Genomic DNA, 20,447 nt, shown 5'->3' with positions numbered 1-20,447 from the left:
TCGCGACGGAAATCCAGCGGCGACGTTGAGACAGCGAGCGGCTCGAGGGTTTGAATGTCAGGGGGGTGTGCTTATTGTTCCGCGCGGTCCAGGAAACAAGCACACGCAGATCCCTTTTCAGGTGTCGTCCGTAGGGTCGGTGTTCCATTCTGGAACGCTGGTTTGTCCAAGGAGCTCATCATGCAGATCAAGACCAAGGTTCGTGGCGGTCCCCGTGGTTGTGGTGGCGTTCTGTCTCCCGTCATCGTCCGCACCCTCCCGTAATCGCTCCTGGCTGAAGCCAGGCGGTTCCGGTTGTTCCTTCATCGCGATCACTCACCAGGAGTACACATCATGCAGATCAAGACCAAGGTTCGTGGCGGTCCCCGTGGTTGCGGCGGTTCTCTCCCCGTGCTGACCGGCACGGTTCGCACGCAGATCCCGTAGCCGTCTCTTCCACCCGTTTCACGCTCGGAGAATACCCATGCAGATCAAGACCAAGGTTCGTGGCGGTCCCCGTGGTTGCGGCGGCGGCACCAAGCTCCCCGTGCTGGCCACCCAGCTGCCGTAGTCGTTTCCTTCACCCGTTTCACTCTCGGAGAATACCCATGCAGATCAAGACCAAGGTTCGTGGCGGTCCCCGTGGTTGCGGTGGTGGCGTCATCTCGATTCCCGTGCGCACCACGGGCGGCGTGATCAGCCAGATTCCGTAGTCGTCTCTCTTCAACCCCGTTTCACTCTCGGAGAATACCCATGCAGATCAAGACCAAGGTTCGTGGCGGTCCCCGTGGTTGCGGTGGTGGCGTCATCTCGATTCCCGTGCGCACCACGGACGTCCTCTCGCAGATCCCGTAGTCGACTGGTTTCACCAGACGACTTCGGCGGTTCCTCGTAGATTCCACTCAGTCTTCACCAGGAGCTCATCATGCAGATCAAGACCAAGGTTCGTGGCGGTCCCCGTGGCTGTGGCGGTACCCTGCCGTTCCCCGGCCCCATCCTGACCACGACGGACGTGCTCAACTAGTTCTCGTCGGACGCCTCACGGTGTCCGGATAAGACGTAAGTCGCCGGCGGGGGTTGTGTTCCCGCTGGCGACTGTCATTGCGGGCAATGCCAACCGCCTGGACGCTGCCTCCCGTGGGGGAAGCGCGCTAGGCTGGGCGCATGACCCTCCATGTCCAGTTCTACGCCTGGCAGGCCGCGATTGTCGGCAACGCCCGGCTGCGAGGTCTGGAGCTCCGGGCGCTGATGCTCGAGGACCCGTATGCCGGGGTCTTCCAGCGCGGACAGAAAGAGCCCTTTCGGGGCTTCAAGGTGGAGGGGGGCTTCGAGCCTTCCTTCGATGCCTGGTTCGACTCGATGAAGGCCCGCGGGCTCGTCGCCATCCGCTCGCTCGGGTACCACGAGCCGGCCGACTGGGTCCTCCACTCGCCGCCCCCGCCGCTTCCCAGGCTGCCGGAGCTGGTGCTCGTGTTCCCGGACCGCAACGTCTGGTACCGCCATGTCCACGCGTGGCCGGGACCCGACGGCAAGGTGAAGGAGCCCGAGGAGTGCTTCGAGGCGGTGCCGGAGGAGACGCGCTCCCCGGCCGTGCCGTCGGTGGAGGACGCGGAGCGGGAGCTGCTCGCGGCCACCCGGGCCTACGTCGACTTCGTCGGGCCGCGGGCCCGGTCGGATGACTCGACGGACATGTTCTACGCGACGATGGGGCGCACCGCCCTGGAGCGGCTGCTGGACGATGAGGCCCGGTTCCGCGAGCGCCTGGTCGTCCTGCGGGACGAGCAGAAGCGGGAGTACCAGCGCCGGGCCCGGGACTGGTGGCCGGTGCAGCCCGCGACCAGGGCCATGCGCCCGCTCTACCTGGCGAACGCGGCGAAGAACCTCCAGCTCGACGACTACCTGCGCGTCATGGAAGAGGCGGGGCTGTCCTGGCGGGCCGTCCGGCTGGCCTGTGCCGCCCAGGACCTGGTGCCCCTCAACATGCGCCACGAGCGCACGTCCGAGGAGACGCTGCCGCCCTACGTCAACACGCCGGGCTACGTGCCCATCGCCGAGCGGTTCGCCCTCGCGGCGGGGAACGCGCGCAACGCGGCGGTGAACGCGACGACATAGCCGCCGGACACCTCAATGGGGCAAGTCCCCCGAGGTGCCCGGAGGGGAGGGTGCGGCGCGGGAGAGTGCGTCCGGGAAGGCCCCGGCACGCCGGGTGACGCAGACGTGGAAGCCCTCCACCGTGCCGCAGGTGACGGCGTCCCCCAGGCGCTGGAACGCCTCCAGCCGGGCCGGGTCAACGACGTACACCGTGTCCGAGGTGAGCTGGCTCCGGGCGACGTCGGCCAGGAGCGACTCGCAGACCTCCGTGACGCGCGTCTCGCTGAGCCGGGCCGGGTAGCCGCTGTTGGTCGTCAGGCCCCGCAGGTACGCCAGGTCCCCGAAGCTCACATAGTCGCGCTCCACGAAGGCGCTCTTGACGCACGGCGACTCGGAGAGGTGCACGTAGGGCGGCACGAGGACGAGGTGCCGGTAGGACGCGTCGATGAGGGTCCACTCGGGCGCCTTGAGCCGGGGCCAGGGCGTGGGGGCGAAGTGGTTGCGCGTCCAGAGGTCCATGGTGTCCAGGGCCTGGAGCAGCACCGCGCCCAGGAGCAGGCCCGTGGCCACGGCGGGCCGCTGGCGCCAGCGCCACAGGGTGAAGGCGAGCAGGCCCGTCAGCACCGCGTAGTGCAGGGGCCAGATGAAGCGGCCCGAGGCGCGAAAGGGGCTCAACAGCGGCAGCAGCGGCGCCACGACCTTGCGAATCGACAGCAGCGTCACGCCCGCCACCGTCAGCACGGAGGAGAACGCCAGCAGGGCGAGCAGCGACAGCACGATGACGAGCGGAGCCCGGGCGCGCAGCTCCTCGCGCACCCGGGGAGCCGCGCTCCGAGACTTCCAGAGCGCCGCCACGGCGAGGGCGAGGACCCCCGTGCCCAGGTAGCCGAAGCCCTCGTACTGGCCGGGCCCGGTGGGCAGGCCCGGCAGCACGCGGGACCAGCCCATGGGGTTGACCAGGGTGAGCAGGTCGGAGCTGAAGTAGCCGAAGCCCGCGGAGCCCGAGCGCACGCCCAGGCCCACGTAGCCGAAGGCGACGAACAGCGTCGCCGGCACCGCGCACAGCACGGCCAGCGCCAGGGCCGCCGCGCGCCGCGACAGGTACTTCTCCTTCCATGTCACGGTGGCGAGCAGGGACAGGCCGAGGGCGAAGACCATCACCTCCAGATAGGGGTGGATGCCGGAGGCGAGCGCGTTGAGCAGGAGCGCCCACGCCAGCGACGTCCAGGCGTCGCGCGGGCTCGTGCGCGGGCGCAGGTTCAGCCAGAGCATGCCGGTGAGCAGCCACTGCGCGCACAGCGTGTCGTGCCCCGTCCGGTACAGCAGCACGGGCGCGAGGACGAACAGGGCGCCACCGAGGAAGCGCTGGAGGACGTTGGGCGTGAAGAGGCCCGTCAGCTTCGCGCCCAGCCAGCCCTGGAGCACGAAGCACAGGGCGAGCCACGGGCCGATGAACTGGAAGTCCCGGGGCAGCCAGCCCGAGAAGGGCTTGAGCGCGAGCGACACCCACGGGTTCGAGTCGGAGAGGGCGACCGTCATGGGCAGCGGGCGCAAGAGGCCCGGCGTCTCGCCGAGCGGAAAGCCCCAGGGCGCGTCGCGGAAGTGCATCCAGCCGAGCGCATGCTGCGCGAAGTCTCCGCCCAGCCAGTCCAGGTGGGTGGGATTCAGCGTGGGGCCACCGCCCACCGCCAGGTACCACAGCAGGCCGAAGGCCGCCGCCAGGAGGGGCGCCACCCAGGCCCGGAGGCCCTCCACGTCCGAGCGTGTGTCCGGACTCAAGGGACGCTTCCGCGCGGGGAGGGCGTCACGTCGGGGAGCGCCGAAGTCGGACTGCGAATCGCGGTTGTCACCACCTGCTCGGGGCTCCTGGCGTGCACGGACGGGCCGCCCACTCTAGCGGAGTGGGGGCCGGGTGCTTACCACAGCATGATGGCGGACTCGCCCGCGCGCTCCTCGTAGAACAGCCGCAGCCGGACCACGTACTCGCGCCCCCGGAACAGCTTCAGCTTCAGGGCCGCGTTGGTGCCCAGGCCGCTGTCGTCGTCGCCGGCGAGGAAGCGCAGCCCCGTGGCGCTCTTCTCGAAGAGCACCATCACCGTGTCGGAGACGCCGAACGTGCGCAGCTCGTACGTGCGCGTCTCCTGGGGCGTGAAGGTGAAGTTGCGCTGCTGGCCGGGCTTGAGCTGGAGGCGCACGGACTGGAAGGGCTGGAGCGCCGTGTAGTCCTGCTCGGTCAGGGCCGGGTAGAACGTCCGGGCCCATGCCTTGTCCTGGTCCGACAGCCCGCCCTTCGGGGTGAGGCCGCCGCGGAAGTACTCCAGGGGCTCCTTGATGAGGCCGGGCTGGAAGGGGTACTCCATGACGGAGTCCGGGTCCCAGGTGGAGCCCTCCACCGAGCTGGCGGCAATCTTGCGGATGATGTTGTGGAACGTCGTCTCGCGGCTCCAGCTGTTGGGAGGACGGGCCAGCGCGGCGTAGACGGCCTCTTCGTCCCAGACGATGCCCGCGTGCGGGTTCTGGTGCTCGTGCGGGAAGCCGAGCGTGTGGCCGATTTCATGGATGGCCGTGTCGATTTCGCGCGGGTGCTCCGTGAGGTCCCAGCCGAAGTTCATCGTCCTCGCGTCCGGCCCCTGGGCGAGGATGTCCCGTCCCACGTAGGACCAGGCGCCGTCGTCGCGCATGAAGCCGATGCGCACCTCGGCCTCGTCGCGGGAGGCCACCTCCTGGAACTTCAGGCCCAGGCCCACCTGCGTCCAGCGCTCGAAGGCGGCGCGCACGACGTCCTTCTCGGTGTCCGTGGTCGTCCAGGGCACGAAACGCGTGGTGCCGTTGGCCAGCCGCACCTCCTCACCATCCGTGGCCTTGTCGAAGAAGTAGTAGTGGAGGACCGTGCCATTGGCCCACTTCTGCTCGTTCATGCGGATGAGGCGAAGTCGCCGCGCGTTCAGGTCCGGAGGCAGCGGGCGCTCTGGCACCCGCGGCAGCGCGCAGTACGCGTAGCTCAGGGCCTGGGTGGCCTCGCGAGGTGACTCGCGGCCCGTCCTCCCCGCCGTCCTCGCGCGAGGCGCCGCCTTGCGGCCCCGGCGCACCGAGGGCCCGGACGCCGGCTCCGCCTTCGCCACGCGAGGCTTTGCCCGGTTCCTGCCTCGCGTCGTGCCCGCATTCTGTCTGCGTTTGTCCGTCATCGTGACTCTCCCCGGGCGGAGGGATGCCTTTTTCCGCCCGTGGGAGGGAGTGTCGCGGTGGGACGTGTGACGGCGTGGCGCGGGGGAGGGGGCTCGGCGATGGCTCGGCGCGAGGCACGCCGAGCCAGGGAGCAGCCGTGCGGCCTGGGGCCGTTGCGCCGTCAGCCCGCCTTGGCGAGCAACGCGGCGGCGGTCTGCGGCGGGACGATGTAGCCGGCGGCCATGAGAATCTCGGCGGCGGCCTCGGCGACTCCGGCCTGGACCGCGGTGGCCTGGGTGGGCTTGCAGAACACGCCGATGCCGAGCACGGGCCCATGCACGGTGAACTCCGCCACCTCGACGCCGGGGGCGGGCTTCGCCTGGACCTCCGGCACCAACGCCACGCGCTCCTCGAGCGCTTGCATGAGGCCCCGGATGTCACCGCCGTGCACCAGGGGGACCTTCACGACAATCTTGCGGTGCGGGTGGTGGCTGAAGTTGATGATGTTCTCGCCGAAGAGCCGGCCGTTGCCCACGGAGACGCGCAGGTTGTCGGACGTGTCGATGGTGGTGGCGAACAGGCCAATCTCCTGCACGATGCCCGTCGCGCCTCCGGCGGAAATCTCGTCGCCCACGCGGAAGGGCCGCAGCACGAGCAGGAAGATGCCCGCCGCGAAGTTGGAGAGCAGGCCGGACCAGGCCGTGCCGATGGCGAAGCCCGCGGCGGCCAGCAGCGCGGCGAACGACGTGGTCTCGAACCCCATCATCCCCAGGATGCCCAGCAGCAGGAGGATGGTCAGGGAGCCGGCGAACAGCGATTCGATGTAGCGGATGAGCGTGATGTCGAACTGACGCTTCTGCAGCGTGAGGTTCAGCACGCGTCGGAAGGTGTTGATGACGGCTCGACCCACGAACCACAACACCAGGGCCCCGACCGCCTTGAGGATGAAGGGGAAGGCCTCCGCGAGAGCCAGGGTCTTCAACTGCAGAATGATTTCGTCCATGACGTTCCTGAAGTGACGGGGAGTCCACGTGGGTGGAGCGCCAGCTTCGCGGGTGCACGTGTGCAGTCGCCGGGCCAGCGAAGAATCCGTGAGCAAGTCCGCGAATGTAAAGCCCCGCTCCCGATGAGGGCGCCGCGGACCCAGGGGCTGACACACCCGTGGACGCGTCAGCCGGGGGCGCTGACGCGTCAGCGGGGCGCTGACAGCAGGCGCTCCACCGCGAGCAGCACCGAGGCGGCGCTGGCCGGATTCTTCACGAAAGCCGCGGGGTTGAGGTTGGACAGCCGGCCCATCAGCGAGTCCGGTCCGCTCACGTTGACCATGACGGTGCGCGAGCCCGGGCGGCCCGCGGTGCTGAGCACGTCGAGCGCGGAGCCGGTGTCCACCACGATGATGGGTGCGGGCTTGTCGCTGTCCGTGACGACGCGCAGGCCCTTCTGATGGAACAGCTCCGTGACGAGCGTCATCAGCCGCGTGTCCGACAGCCGCACCAGCACGGGGACGCGCGTGTCCAGCTCCACGGCGGTGGCCGCCTGGGGCGTGGGGCCCTTGCCCAGCTCCCGCACGTCCTTGGTCAACAGCTCCATCACGTCTGTCTTCAGCACGCCGCGCACGCGCTTGAGCAGCGAGTCGTCCTGCGTGAGGAAGGACTTCAACCGGCGCTCGGCGTCCGGGGGGAGCTGGGAGAAGGCCACGCCCATGGCGTCCTCGCGGGACCAGACCACCTGTCCCAGGGCGCGCAGGGCCTGGTGGGGCAAGTCAGGCAGGGAGATGCGCAGCTCCAGGGTGCTGCCCGTCGGCAGCGCGCGCGTCGTCCGGATGGCCAGTCCCCCCGTGCCGATGTTCTTGCTGTACGCGCGCACCACGTCGTCCTGCGTGGCGAACGTCAGCTCCAGCACCGCGTCCGCGCGGGCGGGGCGCGTGGGGAGGGGACTGCCCTCGGGAGGCAGCGCGCCCAGCTCCAGGAGCACGTCGCGCAGCAGCTCCAGACGTTGTTCTTCATCGGGTCCGAGCGGCTGGGTCCGCTGTCTTCCGAGCAGGACCTTGTATTCCTCGAGCGCGTTGACGCGTGGACTTCCCATGGGGCCCCCCTGCCTGCCTGGACTTCCTCGCAGCCTGCCATGTCCACGCGAGGCCGCGCGAGAGGTCGGCTTCCACCCTGTCGTGATGAGTGCACCCTGGTATAGCGGGAGGCATGGATGTTCCCAGCGCAATCCCTCCTCGCCCGGGTCTGCTGACGAGCATGCTGCGCTGGGGCGCGGCGTGCGCCGCGATGCCACCGCTGCTCACCCCCGCGCTCCTCTTGGGGCCCGTGAGTCCGGGCGCGTCGGACGCGCTCATGCGTGCGTGGTGCCTCTGGGCGCGGCGCGTCTTCGGCGTGGAGGTGGAGGTGGTGGACCACAACGCGGGCCGGTACGACGATGCCGCGTATGTCTTCCTTCAACTGAACCAGACCAGCCTGGGCGAGACGTTCGTGACTCCCCCGGCGCTTCCAAGACCCTCTCTCATCTTCATGAACCTGGGGTTCGCATTGCTGCCCTTCGCGGGGTGGGTGCCGCTGGCGCAGGGCTCCACGGTGGTGGTGCGGCGGTGGCACGCGCAGGCGCGGCGCGCGGTGGACCGGGCCCAGGAGGCGCTGCGGCGGGGCGCCAGCTATTACATGTCCATTGAAGGACGGCGCAGCCCCGACGGCGCGCTGGGCGCGTACAAGAAGGGCGCGGCCGTGCTCGCGATTGGCGCGGGGGCCACCATCGTCCCCATGGTCTTCCACGGCGTGCGCGCGGTGCTGCCGCATGGCGAGTGGCGCGTGAGTCCGGGGCGGGTGCGCGTCGAGCTCCTGCCCGCGATTCGCACGGAGGGCCTGCGCTACGAGGACCGGGATGCGCTTGTCGAGCGGCTGAGGGGGCTCGCGGAGGCCCACGGGTTGGGTCGTCCGCCGGGCTGAGCCGCGCACGTCAGGGCCTGGCCGAGTAGGCTGGACGCATGGCCTACCAACGCAATCCAGTGAAGGCGCCCCGCGTGTCGGGGCTGGCGCTCAAGGCATTCGTCAACACCCTGGAGAGTGGGGTCGGCGCGCCCGTGCTGGAGAAGCTGGTGCGGGACAGTGGAATCTCGTCGTGGCGCGAGCTGTCCGCGGGGGACGCGCCGCCGCTCCAGTTTCCGCTGCCGCACGGCACGCCCGCCACGGAAGCCCAGTCCCCTCAAGAGCAGGCCGCGCGCGCCATCGCCGCGCAGGCCGTGACGCCGGAGCGCGAGACGGTGGCCTCTTTCGCTCGCGCCTACCGGGAGGGCGGCGTGGACCCCGTCGCCGTGGCGCGCCGGTTGAACGAGGCCATCGACCGGCTGGAGCGCGGCGAGGCGCGGACGGGCTGGTTCATCGCGCGCAAGCCGGACGAGGTGCTCCGCGCCGCCGAGGCCTCCGCCGAGCGCCTGCGCGCCGGACGTCCACTGAGTGTGCTGGACGGCGTGCCCGTGGTGCTCAAGGACGAGGTGGACCTGGCGGGCTTCCCCACGACGCTGGGCACGCGGTTCCGCAACCAGGTGGCCACGGTGGACTCCACGGTGGCCGCGCGCCTGAGGGCCGCGGGGGCGCTGCTGCTGGGCAAGGCCAACATGAATGAGATTGGCATCAACCCCATCGGGTTGAATCCGCACCACGGCGCCGCGCGCAACCCGTGGAACCGGGGACACATCACCGGAGGCAGCTCCAGTGGCTCCGCCGCCGTCGTCGCCGCGGGGCTGTGTCCGCTGAGCATTGGCGCGGACGGTGGAGGCTCCATCCGAATCCCGGCGGCGCTGTGCGGCATCGTCGGCCTCAAGGCGACGTGGGGTCGCATCCCCGAGACGGGCGTACCGCCGCTGTGTTGGAACGTGGGCCACGTCGGGCCCATGGGGCTCACCGTCGACGACGTCGCGGCGATGTATGCGCTGCTGGCCGGGCCCGATGGCAAGGATCTGGTTGCCCAGACGCAGCCGCCGCATCACCTGTCCGGTTACGAGCGCGCGGACCTGACAGGGGTGCGGCTGGGCATCTGCTGGCCCTACTTCGAGGATGCCTCGCCGGACGTGGTGGCGCGCTGCAAGGAAGCGGTGCGTGCCCTCACCGACGCGGGCGCGACGGTGGTGGAGATTCCCGCGCCGGACTTGAACACGGTGCTGTGGACGCACAGCTGCATCATCCTGAGCGAGATGGCCGAGTCGATGCTGCCGCACTCGCGCGCCAACGCGTCGGACTTCGGGCTCGACTCGCGGACCAACCTGGCCATCGGCCGGCACTTCCGCGCCACGGACCTGATTCATGCGCTGCGCCACCGCCACCGGCTGACGCGTGAGCTGCTGGCGGTCATGGCGGGCGTGGACGTCATCGTCACGCCGTCGACGGCGACCACCGCGCCGCTCATCCCGGAGGGGACGCTGCCAGATGGCGAGTCCAACCTGCCCGTGGTGGATGCGCTGATGCGCTTCGTGCGCGAGGGGAACCTGACGGGCTTCCCGGCGCTGTCCGTCCCGGCCGGCTTCGACCGCGCGGGGCTGCCGGTGGGCGTCCAGCTCATGGGGCGTCCGTATGAGGAGCACCTGCTGCTGCGCCTGGGCCGCGTGGTGGAGCGTGCGACGGAGGCGCGCACTCCCGCCATCCACGTCACTGCCTTGCGCTGAGCTGGAGCGCGGGCTGTGTGTCCGCCTCGCTCGATGGCCCGGGTGAGGCGGCGCGCCGCGTGAGCGAGTGTGACTCCGCGCCGCGTTGCGCTGAGGTGGAGCGCAGGCCGCGTGTGTCTGCCTCGCTTCGTGGCCTGGGCGGCGCGCTGCGTGGGTGCGTGTTACTTCGCGGGCCTGGCGCGTCGGCTCTCCCGCGTCGACATCTCCAGGGTGCCGTCAGCGGTGACGATGATGTCGCCGCCCGCGCAGGAGACGAACAGTCGGCCGTCTTCCATCGTCCCGGCCACCTTGGGAGCACCGGGCAGCGTTCGCCAGGGCTCGGCCACGTAGGAGTCTCCCTTGGGGATGACCCGGTAGAGCATGCCGTGATGACTGGAGAGGTGGGCCAGCCCCGCGACGGCGACGAGCGTGTCGCCGATGCGGTGGAGTGACCGGATGTTCTCCTTCAGCAGCACCGTGGTGGCGCCCTTCGCGGTTTGGTGGACCAGCTCGCCTCCCCACTCTCCCCGGTCCGAGCCCAGCAGGTAGCCGTTGGCGACACGCAAGCCGCAGCCCGCCCCCAGCTTCTGGGTGGACGCGCGCCTGTCCTCGCGGGCGGGAATCTTCATCGTGTACGACAGCGGCTTGAGGGCCTCGGCGGAGAGCTCATCGCTTCCCGGGAAGAAGGGCGGCTCGACTGCGTCAGGTGTGTCGTATTCCGAGTACCGGTAGGCGAGGAACTCCGAGGGGAAGTGTGTCTGCTCGGTGTACGTGGCCTCGCCCCGGATGACCTGGATGGCGTGCAGCGCCGCCTTGCGGACGTAGGGATACCAGTGCGTCTTCGCGACCCGTTCGAGCGGGTCGATGGCTCGCGGCTCCTTGAACCTTCCAAGCGCCTCGACCGAAACGAAGACCCGCCGCCAGTCCTTCGTGTCCTCGAGCAGGGAGATGAGCAGCTCGGTCGCCTCCGTGTACTGGAGGTAGCCCATGGCGCGAACCGCCGCGACGCGAAGCTCCCAGTTGGCGTGGGACTGCAGCTCGACCAGGACCGCGCCGGCCCCGCGTCCGTTTTCACGGAGCGCCGCCAGCTCCCGCAACAGGGGGATGCCAGGTGTGGTGCGCAGGTGCTGGGCGAAGAGCGCCGCCTTCAGCTCGGGGACGATGTTCGTGAGCGCCGCGCCAATGTCGTTGCGCAGGCGGGGTGTCTTGGCGCGGAGTTGCTCCAGCCGTGGCGCCACGGGTTGCGCCATGAAGCCCAGGCATCCCACCAGCCGTACGGCGTGGCCACGGTTCTTGATGTGGGGCTTCGCCGCCTCCGCCACCGCGAGGAGCGGCTCGATGGCGGCACCTGCCTCCTGCTCCATCTCCCGCATAATCTGACAGGCGCTGTCGACGAACGCCGGCTTGCGGGGACTGGCGGCGCGCAGTGACTCCACGAGCGCGAGGGCTCCCTTGCCTCCCGCCATGACGAGGGCGCCGGTGAGCTGATTCCGGGAGGAGGGATATTCATGGAGGGTCTCCACGAGCACGCTCAGGGCGCGCGGTGTCCCCACACGGCCCACGGCCCGTTCAATCCAGCCCGTGCCCCGCTCCCAACCTTCGATGAGCGCATCCAGGTGGTCGTCGGTGAGCCCGTCGATTTCGGACAGGGTGTAGGCCGCCAGCTCCCGCACGGTCTCCTTCTCGCTGGTGAGCATGGCGAGCAGCGGAGGAATGGCGGTGGCGCCATACGCCTGGATGGCCGTGGCCAGGGCCTGCTTGTCCTTGTCAATTCCTGAAGCTTCGCCTTCTTCTTCGTCCGGGCCCGCGACGTCCTGGAAGCGCTCCAGGAGGTCCGCGAGCGGCTCGCGCGCGCCAGTCGCTGGAGCGGTGCCAGTCGCCGGAGCGGTGCCCGGCGCTGGCGCGGTGCCGAGGGCCAGCGTGGTGCTGAGGGCGATGATGAGGGCGACGCTCAAGTCCAGACCTCCGAGACTCGCGGAGGGGTGCCAGGCCCGCCGCGATGGGCGAGGGCAGCCTACACCCGGAGCATGACGCTGGAGAGGCGGGACGGGCCCGCGCACGGCGGGGGCCGGTTAGCATGGCGGCATGTCGGAACGGGGAGACGCGGGGCGCCGGGCAGGGGACGACGGGCCCACGATGGACGGCAGCGAGGCGCTGGAGGAGCACCGCGCGCACGCTCCGGCCCTGGGGACGGCGGAGACGTCGTTGGGCGAGCGCTTCGACTCACTGGAGCTGCTGGGGCGCGGGGGGATGGGGGAGGTCTACAAGGCGAGGGACCGGCGGCTGGGTCGCTTCGTGGCGCTCAAGTTCGTGCGGGAGGCGGACCCGGACCGGACGATGCGCTTCCTCCAGGAGGCCCGAGCGCAGGCGCGCATCGTCCATCCCCATGTCTGCCGGGTGTACGAGGTGGGCCGCGTGGGGGCGCGGGACTTCATCGCGATGCAGCTCGTGGAGGGCACCCGGCTGGACAGCGTGGCGCCCGACATGACGCTGGCCGAGAAGGTCCAGGTGATGCGGGAGGTCGCCTCGGCGATGCACGAGGCGCATCGGCTGGGCGTCATCCACCGCGACCTCAAGCCCGCCAACATCCTGGTGGAGAGGCAAGAGGCGCGGCGCTGGTTCCCGGTGGTGATGGACTTCGGCCTGGCCCATGACGCGGACCTGGAGCAGGGGCTCACGCGGACAGGCGCGGTGCTGGGCACGCCGTCGTACATGGCGCCCGAGCAGGCGCGTGGAGACCGGACCGCCGTCGACCGGCGCACGGATGTCTACGGGCTGGGCGCCACGCTGTACGAGCTGTTGACGGGCGCGCCGCCGTTCCGGGACACCACGTCCGTGGGCACGCTGCACCAGGTGCTGCACGAGGACGTGGCTCCTCCACGCCTGCGCGTGCCGGAGGTGGCGGGGGACCTGGAGACCATCGTCCTGACGTGTCTCAACAAGGACCCTGCGCGCCGATATGCCTCGGCGCGCGCGCTGGCGGAGGACCTGGACCGGTACCTGGATGGGGAGCCCATCCTCGCGCGGCGGCCGGGGCTCGTCGCGCGGTGGCTGCGACGGGCGCGCAAGCACCGGGCGCTCGTCGCCGTCTCCGCCGTGTCGCTGGTGAGCGTGCTCGTCGTGTCCGCCCTGGGCGTGCGCTCGTGGAGTCAGTCCGAGGGACGCGCCCGCCTCGCGGAGCACCTGGGGCAGCAGGTGAAGGACGTGGAGTGGCTGATGCGCGCGGCCTTGATGGCACCGCTGCATGACACGCGTCCGGAGCAGCGACTGGTGCGTGAGCGGATGCTCCAGCTCTCGTCGACACCGCACGCGCTGGGCGCGCATGGCGAGTCGCTGGTGCACTACGCGCGAGGGCGCGGTCATCTGGCGATGGGCGAGCTGGAGCAGGCTCGCGAGGAGCTGACCCGTGCGGCGGGGCTGGGTCTGGACTCCCCCGAGCTGCACCTGGCGCTGGGGAAGACGCTGGGAGGCCTGTACCTGCTGGCGATGGAGACGGCGCGACGCCGGGGCGGGCCGGAGTGGGTGGCCGAGCATGCGCGGACGCTGGACGCGGACCTCCTCCAGCCCGCCCTCCGCGCCCTGGAGCGGGGGCAGGGCGCCGCGGGGGAGTCGCCCCGGCTCCTGGCGGGATGGATGGCGTTCTATCGCCAGGATCTGGATGCGGCGGAGGCCGCCGCGTCGAAGGCGGAGGCCGAGACTCCGTGGATGCTGGAGCCTCGGATGCTCGCGGCGGACGTGGCTCATGCGCGGGCCATGGAGCGGCTGGGACGTGGGGACCATGAGGCCGCGCGCTCGGGCTTCCTGGAAGCGACACGCCGGTACGAGCAGGCTTTGGAGCTGGCGCGCAGCGATGCACGGGGGCACGAGGCGCTCGCGGAAGCCTGGCTCCAACTGGCGGACCTGGACCGGAAGCAGGGTCGCTCGCGGAAGGACTCACTGGAGCGGGCGCTGGCGGCGTGTGAGCGGGCGCTCGTCGCGTCGCCCTTACGTGCGTCCGCGCACACGAAGCGCGCCCTGGTGTTGATGAATGCCTATCGCGCGGCGACTCCCCAGGCGGGGAACGAGGAGCCGAAGCGACTGCTGGGAGAGGCCATTGCTTCCGCCTCGCGTGCCATCGAGCTGGAGCCCCGGGACGTCCTCGCGTACGACACGTTGGGCTTCAGTCTCTTCCTGCGAGGGCTGCTGGTCGCGCGCGAGGGTGGAGACCCGGAAGCGTCGTGGGACGATGCCATGGCTCAGCTCACGCGGGCGCTGGAGCTGGAGCTGGCCTATCCCTGGGGACACAATGACCTGGCGCTCGTGCACCGCTGGAAGGGCAACCATCAGCGCGAGCACGGCCTGGACCCTCGTCCCGAGTACGAGGCCGCGGGGAAGCACCTGCGGCTCGCGCTTCGCACGGACCCCAAGTATCTCTTCGCGCACTCGAACCTGGCGGAGCTGCACAACGCGCTGGCGACGTATGCATTGTCACGAGGCGAGGACCCGGGCCCGGACGTGGAGCGGGCCTTGGAGGCAGGGCAGGGAGCGCTCGCGCTGGATGGTCGTTTCTACTCGGCGCTGAACGAGGTGGCGCTGGCGGAGCTGACCCGCGCCTCGTACCTCATCGAGCTGGGCGGGGACGCAAGTCCCGCGTTGACCCGCGCGCTCGAAGCGCTGGGCCGCTCACTGCGCATCAACGCGACGGCGGGGCGCACCCACTTCCACGTCGCGTCGGTGCACCTGTCGCGGGCGGCCCAGGCGGTGCGCGACGGGCAGTCTCCCGCGACTGCCTTGGGGGAAGGGCGACGGGCCCTGGAGGAAGCGCTGCGCCTGGATTCGCGTTGCGCGGATTGCCACGTGGTGGGCTCGCGGCTGGACTTGATGGACGCGGAGTGGGCCCGTCGGCAGGGCAGGAGCGCGATGGAGGCGCTCCTACGCGCTCGTGCCGAGGCCCGGCGCGCCGTGGAACTCTATCCGTATCATGAGGCCCATGTGTCGCTCGCGCGGGCATCGTGGAAGCTGGCGGAGGCGCAGCCTCCCTTGGAAGCGCGAGCCACCGTGGTCGAGGGGCTGAAACAGGTGGAGCTGGCGATGCGGCTCGACCCGAATCAAGCGCAGGTACAGGCGCTGCGTGCCGGACTGCTGTTCATGGAGGCCCGCGCGAGCTCCACGCAGGCGGAAGGCCTCCGTCAGGCCAACGCCGCGCTCGCGCGAGCCCTGGAGCTCAATCCCTTGCTTCGTCGCGAATACGCCGGGCTGATACGTGCACTGGGGGCCGAGCGGCTGTAGTCCAGCTCAACCCCCTGCGCTCATGTTGAAACCCGCGTCAGCGTCGAGGAGGCAATCCCGTGGAGAGCTTGGCGTTGTCTCGCCAGAGGACCTGCTGTCCCGGTGGTGCCTCACAGCGCTCGATTCGGGGGCCATGCTCGGGATGCAGGGGAATCTCCGGGTGACGCAGGTGCTCGGGATTCAGGCAGACCGCGCCTTTCGGACTCCAGAGGGCCTCCAGGAAGTCGGTGCGCTCGATGCCTCCCTCCGTGTCCCGCCCAAAGCCATACTCGTCGCGCTTGAGGATGCGCGTGCCCGTCAGCGTGTAGCTCTTGAGGTCTCCCTTGCCCACGAAATACGCCGCGCGCTTCGCCTGGAGACAGGACCCATAGACAAACTCGCGCCGAGGGTCGGCCGCCCCCGTCTGGGAGCCCCAGGGGCTGTAACCCCAATCCAGGCACGTGACGATGGCGCCGGACTCACACCCCAGCGTCGTGACCTTGTCGTCAGCGGTGACGGCGGCATTCATGTCATCCACCACCCGGCCCGGCAGGATGCCCACCCTGCCACGAGAAGTCCCTCCGCAGGGATTCGTCCATGCCGGATGATTGCCGTTGGGGTCCCTCAGCCGGTGTCGGACCTCGTACTTCTGGAGCCGGAACGGAGGGAGGAGTTGGTCGGCTTCCACCGGAATGAGCTGCAACTCGAAGTACGTCTCCTCGTCCGGCACGTTCCGGAAGAGCACGTCGAACGTGAAGCCCGCGAGCGCTGCCCCCTGGAGCGTCAGGATGTCCTCCGGCTTGCTGCACTTCACGTGTGAATGACAGTAATTGACGACGAGCTGGTCCCCCTTGCCCTGGATGCTGTGAATCGCCACGAAGCTGGCGGGCGCCCCCTGCGGCGTGCGCTGGAGCTCTCCCGGCAGCACCCCTCGGAGCGTCGGGGTGTAGAAGGACGTGCCCACCAGGCGGTCCCTCCCCTTGAGCACCACGTCTCCGGGCCCGCGGTTGACGAAGGCCTCCGGACAGAATCGGGACTCCGTGCCCTGCTTGAAGCAGAAGTCGCTCCCCTCGACGATGTAGATGCCCTGGCCGTTCGAGTTGTCCGGGATGCACTGCCCCGTCGGGCACTCCATCGGCGCCAGCGATGCCGCGTCAGGCGTCAGCGGCGGACAGTCCTCGCCCTTGCACGGGGTGACGGGCAGCTTCGTCTCCGAGTCCGTCACGTACTTGTCCCCCACGTCGGGCCGCTGGGGGTTCGGGTCCGGAGGGAGCTGGAGGGGCTTGAGGCAGGCACTCGCGCCGAGGAGCGTCAGCGTCGCGAGCAGGATGGGGCCGGTGGTCCGGTGGGTGCCCCGTGCGGGCGCTATGAATTCGTCAGTCATGTTCCTCATGGTGTGGTGTCCCCCTGGTGTCTTGCCGGTGCGGGCGCCCCATAGCGAGCGCCGTGCCATGGTCGAACGGGCCCCCGACATTCCCGTCGTCCTCGGGAGCGCGTCCTCGCCCGGGGCCCACGGCGCTCCAGGGCTGGCACAAACGCTGGCACCGTGTGCCACGGCCTGGGGCGTATGATGGCACGGCATGGAACATGACGGGTCGACGCTCCGGCCGAGTGCTGAAGGAGGAGGGCCGGGGGCCTTGGACGCCGCGCGCGTTCCCGGCCTCGTGCGCCTCTTCGGCGGAGGCACGGCGCTGGCCGTGGCGCTCCGGATACCGCCCGAGGGGCTGGAGCTGGGACGAGGCCCGCGGCTCGGCGAGGTCCAGGACCCGAGGATGTCGCGCCGCCATGCCCAGGTCCGCTTCGATGGGAAGCACTTCCAGGCCGTCGACCTGGGAAGCCAGAACGGGACCTGGGTGGATGGGGAGCCGCTCCCTCCCGGCGCGCCCCGCGAGGTGCGCACAGTGCTGCGGATGGGGGACTCGCTCTTCGTCCCGAGCCTCGACGTGCGACCCCTGGAGGAGCACGGCGTCGTGCTGGTGGACGGCTTTGTGCGGGGCCCCGGTGGGCGGCGCCTGCTCGCGGAGGTGACTCGCGCGGCCGAGCTGGGCTTCTCCCTCCACATCCATGGCGAGAGCGGCGCCGGCAAGGAGGGCCTGGCGCGCGCCTTCCATCAACACGGCCCCCGGCGCGAGGGCCCCTTCGTCGCCGTCAACTGCGCCGCCATTCCCGAGGGCATCGCGGAGCGGCTGCTCTTTGGTGTCCGGCGCGGCGCGTACTCCGGCGCGGAGGCGGATGCCCACGGGTATCTGCAGGCCGCCGATGGCGGCACGCTGTTCCTCGACGAGGTGGTGGAGCTGGACCTGTCCGTCCAGGCCAAGCTGCTGCGGGCCCTGGAGACGCGCGAGGTGCTTCCCCTGGGCGCCTCCAGGGCGAAGACGGTGGACGTGCACCTGTGCTCCGCGAGCAACAAGGACCTGCGCGCCCTGGTGGCTCGAGGGGGCCTTCGAGAGGACCTGTACTTCCGCATGGGCCGCCCGGAGGTGGTGGTGCCGCCCCTGCGCCAGCGTCCCGAGGAACTGCCCCTGCTGCTCCAGCGCGAGGCGGAGCGCGTGGCCCCGGGGCTCGGGCTCCATGTCTCCCTGGTGGAGCAGTGTCTGCTGCGGCCCTGGCCGGGAAACATCCGCGAGTTGCTGGTGGAACTGCGTGGCGCCATCCAGAGCGCGCAGCTCCAGGGGGCCACCCGCGTGGAGGCTCGACACCTGAGCCCCAGCGCGGGGACCGCATTCGGCCCGGGGAGCGCCACCCCTCAGAGCGGCCCCGAGCCCAGGGCGGAGCCGCGCGGGGAGGCGCCCGAGCTTCATGAGCGGGCCCGCCTGGAGGAGGCCCTGCGTCAGCAGGGTGGCAATGTCTCCGCGACGGCGCGCGCACTGGGCCTGCACCGAACCCAGCTTCGTCGGTTGCTGCGCAAGCATGGGCTCGACGGCGCGGAGACGACACCCGAGCCGGAGTAGTGGCGCACGCCGTGCGTGGGTTTCCGTGACGGAGTGTTGGATATTCCCTGGCGTCGCCGCCGAGCGTGGAGGTCTACACTCCGGATGGACGGCGCTGTTTCAGGCTGCTTGCAAATTTTGTCAGTGAATTCAGCGCCGGGGCTTGTGTGTATTTGAGCTGGTAAACCAGGGAAAAACTGGCAGGGTGTCGTGCTTCGCCCAAGGGCCCGGGACACGCCGGTCGTCAATCCCTGTCATCCGGTAGCGGGCAGGAGGAATCCTTTCGTGCAACTGCATCGACAAGTGGGTTGGGTGCTGGTGGCGTCCCTGGTGTCCGCGTGCGGTCCCTCCGCGCGGCCCGAGACGGAGACAGAGACCGAGGGCGTGGTGGCCTCGCCGCTCGCGGAGCTGGTCGTCAATGGCACCTTCAGCGGTGGGACGGTGGCGCCGTGGTGGAGTGGCCCCAATACGCAGTCCGTGGTGGAGAACGGACGGCTGCGCGTCAACGTCACGGGGAGCCCCGCCAATCCCTGGGACGCTCCCATGGGACAGGACAACATCGTCCTGGTGAATGGCCGGGCGTACGCGCTGTCCTTCACCGCGTCCGCGTCGGCGAGCGTGAGGGTGAGGGCGACGGTGCAGTTGGGGGCCGCGCCGTACACCGCTCCGCTGGACCAGTACATCACCCTGGACGGCACGCCGCGCACCTTCACGTTCCCCTTCACGTCCAACGTGGCCACGACGGCGGGGCAGGTGACATTCCAGCTCGGCGGCGTGGGTGCCTTCTCCGCCTACCTGGACAACATCTCGCTCACCACGGAGGACGGGGGCACTGGCTCCGGGCCGGTGGGGATGACGAGCGGCTTCTACGTGGACCCGAACTCGAACTCCGCCAACTGGGTGCGCAACAACGGCGGGGACTCGCGCGCGGCGCGCATCCAGTCGTCCATCGCGAGCAAGCCGGGGGCGCGCTGGTTCGGCAACTGGAGTGGAGACATCGCCTCGGCGGTGTCCGGCTTCGTCACCGCCGCGGACACGGCGGACAAGCTGCCGGTGCTGGTGGCCTACAACATCCCCGGGCGGGATTGCGGCAGCCACTCGGGAGGAGGCGCGGGCAGCCCCGAGGCCTACCGGACGTGGATCTCCGCCTTCGTCACGGGCCTGGGCAGCCGCCCGGCCATCGTCATCATCGAGCCGGATGCGCTCGCCCAGCTCGACTGTCTGCCCAATGAGACGGAGCGGCAGACGCGGCTCGGCCTGTTGCGCTACGCGACGGAGCAGCTGAGGGACCGCGCTCCCAACACGTGGGCCTATATGGATGGAGGCAACGCCAATTGGATTGGCGCCGACACCACGGCGCAGCGACTGGAGTCCGCCGGGGTCCGCAACATCCGGGGCTTCGCGCTGAACGTGTCGAACTTCTACACCACGGCCCAGTCGACGACGTTCGGGGCCTCGGTGAACAGCTCGCTCAACACGCGCTACGGCTACACCAAACCCTTCGTGGTGGACACCAGCCGCAACGGCAACGGCCACAATGGCGAGTGGTGCAACCCCGCGGGCCGCAAGCTGGGCGCGCTGTCGCAGGTGGGCGGGGGCGCGGAGATGCTCTTGTGGGTGAAGGTGCCCGGGGACTCCGACGGGAACTGCGGCATCGCGCCGTCGATTCCGGCGGGCCAGTTCAGCCCCGACCTCGCCACCCGCCTCATCGACGGGACCTGAGTCCACATCGTCGCTCCGGGAGCGTCGCTTGCTCCCGGGGCGGAGCTATACTGTTTCCTCCCGTCGAACCAGAATTTTGCGCGGATCTGCTGCAGTGAAATCCTACAGCAAAGACTGGGAAACCAGCTTGTAAGGGCGAGCTCCTCGGTTTGGGAGCCGTGCCACTTTGGAGGTCATTGCGCAGGCCATTTGCGTTTCCTGCGGACTATCGGCTCACCGGCATTCGGTGCACCACGACTGAGGCACAAGATCGATGTCTTCTGGCTTTAGCCTGCGCCATCCAAAGAATGTGTCGATGTCGCCGACCTTGTTGCATTTGGGGCAACTCGAAATTGGGCCATGGCGTGCGCGAGCGCGGAGCAACTCCTCTTCGGTGAACTTTCCTTCGGAGGTTTTAGGCCTCTGTACTGGTATTGAGAGGGAGACCCCACGCCATGTGTCCGAGTCGAGTTTGCTTACCTCCCCCTGTTCAGCAAGATTACGTAGCGCGATTCGAACAGAGGTCACTGTTCGGTTCGCTCCCACAAGTGCTGAGAGCCTGTTGAAATGGAGCGCTACGCGAGGCGGCGCAGCATGAGGCCGGTCATCGCGATGTGGATGAAGGTTTCGGACGAGTGCTCGTGACGCTCGTAGTCGCGAGCCAGTCGCCGCTGGCGCGTCAGCCACGCGTTGGT

Annotated in this window: 12 protein-coding genes and 1 pseudogene; 6 read left to right on the top strand and 7 right to left on the bottom strand. The window is 69.7% G+C overall.

The window, feature by feature from the left end:
- The first annotated feature begins 1,143 nt into the window (after positions 1 to 1,143).
- The gene (locus LZ199_RS25445) at positions 1,144 to 2,091 is read left to right on the top strand and encodes a hypothetical protein (RefSeq protein WP_253996350.1); all 948 of its coding nucleotides are present in this window, start codon (positions 1,144 to 1,146) and stop codon (positions 2,089 to 2,091) included.
- Positions 2,092 to 2,103: 12 nt separating this feature from the next.
- Here LZ199_RS25445 and LZ199_RS25440 read toward each other — a convergent pair whose 3' ends face one another.
- The 4 genes from LZ199_RS25440 to LZ199_RS25425 all read right to left on the bottom strand — a co-directional run bounded on the left by LZ199_RS25440 (position 2,104) and on the right by LZ199_RS25425 (position 7,320).
- Entirely contained in the window at positions 2,104 to 3,849 is a 1,746-nt protein-coding gene (locus tag LZ199_RS25440) for a DUF6311 domain-containing protein (protein WP_253996349.1), read from the bottom strand.
- A gap of 137 nt (positions 3,850 to 3,986) precedes the next feature.
- On the bottom strand, positions 3,987 to 5,255 hold the full coding sequence (locus LZ199_RS25435; protein ID WP_253996348.1) for a M12 family metallopeptidase: 1,269 nt from the start codon (positions 5,253 to 5,255) through the stop codon (positions 3,987 to 3,989).
- A 161-nt stretch (positions 5,256 to 5,416) separates the two neighbouring features.
- The gene (locus LZ199_RS25430; protein WP_253996347.1) at positions 5,417 to 6,238 is read right to left on the bottom strand and encodes a mechanosensitive ion channel family protein; all 822 of its coding nucleotides are present in this window, start codon (positions 6,236 to 6,238) and stop codon (positions 5,417 to 5,419) included.
- A gap of 188 nt (positions 6,239 to 6,426) precedes the next feature.
- Positions 6,427 to 7,320: a PilZ domain-containing protein gene (locus LZ199_RS25425; RefSeq protein WP_253996346.1), complete on the bottom strand. Its 894-nt coding sequence runs from the start codon at positions 7,318 to 7,320 to the stop codon at positions 6,427 to 6,429.
- 113 nt (positions 7,321 to 7,433) lie between these two features.
- Here LZ199_RS25425 and LZ199_RS25420 point away from each other — a divergent pair, with 113 nt between their 5' ends.
- Both LZ199_RS25420 and LZ199_RS25415 read left to right on the top strand, forming a co-directional pair.
- Positions 7,434 to 8,183: a lysophospholipid acyltransferase family protein gene (locus tag LZ199_RS25420; RefSeq protein WP_253996345.1), complete on the top strand. Its 750-nt coding sequence runs from the start codon at positions 7,434 to 7,436 to the stop codon at positions 8,181 to 8,183.
- A gap of 38 nt (positions 8,184 to 8,221) precedes the next feature.
- Complete coding sequence (locus tag LZ199_RS25415) at positions 8,222 to 9,895, top strand: amidase (protein ID WP_253996344.1); 1,674 nt, start codon at positions 8,222 to 8,224, stop codon at positions 9,893 to 9,895.
- A gap of 161 nt (positions 9,896 to 10,056) precedes the next feature.
- On the opposite strand, the gene LZ199_RS25410 is transcribed toward LZ199_RS25415, so the two are convergent.
- Entirely contained in the window at positions 10,057 to 11,829 is a 1,773-nt protein-coding gene (locus LZ199_RS25410) for a HEAT repeat domain-containing protein (RefSeq protein WP_253996343.1), read from the bottom strand.
- 130 nt (positions 11,830 to 11,959) lie between these two features.
- On the opposite strand from LZ199_RS25410, the gene LZ199_RS25405 reads away from it, so the two are divergent.
- Positions 11,960 to 15,142: a serine/threonine-protein kinase gene (locus LZ199_RS25405; protein ID WP_253996342.1), complete on the top strand. Its 3,183-nt coding sequence runs from the start codon at positions 11,960 to 11,962 to the stop codon at positions 15,140 to 15,142.
- A 37-nt stretch (positions 15,143 to 15,179) separates the two neighbouring features.
- Here the strand turns inward: LZ199_RS25405 and LZ199_RS25400 are convergent, their stop codons facing one another.
- Entirely contained in the window at positions 15,180 to 16,505 is a 1,326-nt protein-coding gene (locus tag LZ199_RS25400; RefSeq protein WP_253996341.1) for an ADYC domain-containing protein, read from the bottom strand.
- A gap of 253 nt (positions 16,506 to 16,758) precedes the next feature.
- Between LZ199_RS25400 and LZ199_RS25395 the strand changes: the two genes are divergently transcribed.
- Positions 16,759 to 18,072 (top strand): sigma 54-interacting transcriptional regulator, encoded by a 1,314-nt coding sequence (locus LZ199_RS25395; protein ID WP_253996340.1) that lies wholly within the window; start codon positions 16,759 to 16,761, stop codon positions 18,070 to 18,072.
- 264 nt (positions 18,073 to 18,336) lie between these two features.
- Positions 18,337 to 19,773, top strand: coding sequence for a glycoside hydrolase family 6 protein (locus tag LZ199_RS25390; protein WP_253996339.1), 1,437 nt, complete (start codon positions 18,337 to 18,339; stop codon positions 19,771 to 19,773).
- A 560-nt stretch (positions 19,774 to 20,333) separates the two neighbouring features.
- Here LZ199_RS25390 and LZ199_RS25385 read toward each other — a convergent pair.
- Positions 20,334 to 20,447 (bottom strand): annotated as a pseudogene (locus tag LZ199_RS25385) (IS5-like element ISRso1 family transposase); the annotation flags it as partial.

This window comes from Myxococcus qinghaiensis (assembly GCF_024198215.1).
Taxonomy (GTDB): domain Bacteria; phylum Myxococcota; class Myxococcia; order Myxococcales; family Myxococcaceae; genus Myxococcus; species Myxococcus qinghaiensis.
This window is presented reverse-complemented; position numbering and strand designations above follow the sequence as displayed.

Excerpts from the sequence above, each read along its gene's own strand:
- LZ199_RS25445 (WP_253996350.1), top strand. The coding sequence starts at position 1,144 with ATGACCCTCCATGTCCAGTTCTACGCCTGGCAGGCCGCGATTGTCGGC.
- LZ199_RS25435 (WP_253996348.1), bottom strand. The coding sequence starts at position 5,255 with ATGACGGACAAACGCAGACAGAATGCGGGCACGACGCGAGGCAGGAAC.
- LZ199_RS25430 (WP_253996347.1), bottom strand. The coding sequence starts at position 6,238 with ATGGACGAAATCATTCTGCAGTTGAAGACCCTGGCTCTCGCGGAGGCC.
- LZ199_RS25425 (WP_253996346.1), bottom strand. The coding sequence starts at position 7,320 with ATGGGAAGTCCACGCGTCAACGCGCTCGAGGAATACAAGGTCCTGCTC.
- LZ199_RS25420 (WP_253996345.1), top strand. The coding sequence starts at position 7,434 with ATGGATGTTCCCAGCGCAATCCCTCCTCGCCCGGGTCTGCTGACGAGC.
- LZ199_RS25415 (WP_253996344.1), top strand. The coding sequence starts at position 8,222 with ATGGCCTACCAACGCAATCCAGTGAAGGCGCCCCGCGTGTCGGGGCTG.
- LZ199_RS25405 (WP_253996342.1), top strand. The coding sequence starts at position 11,960 with ATGTCGGAACGGGGAGACGCGGGGCGCCGGGCAGGGGACGACGGGCCC.
- LZ199_RS25400 (WP_253996341.1), bottom strand. The coding sequence starts at position 16,505 with ATGACTGACGAATTCATAGCGCCCGCACGGGGCACCCACCGGACCACC.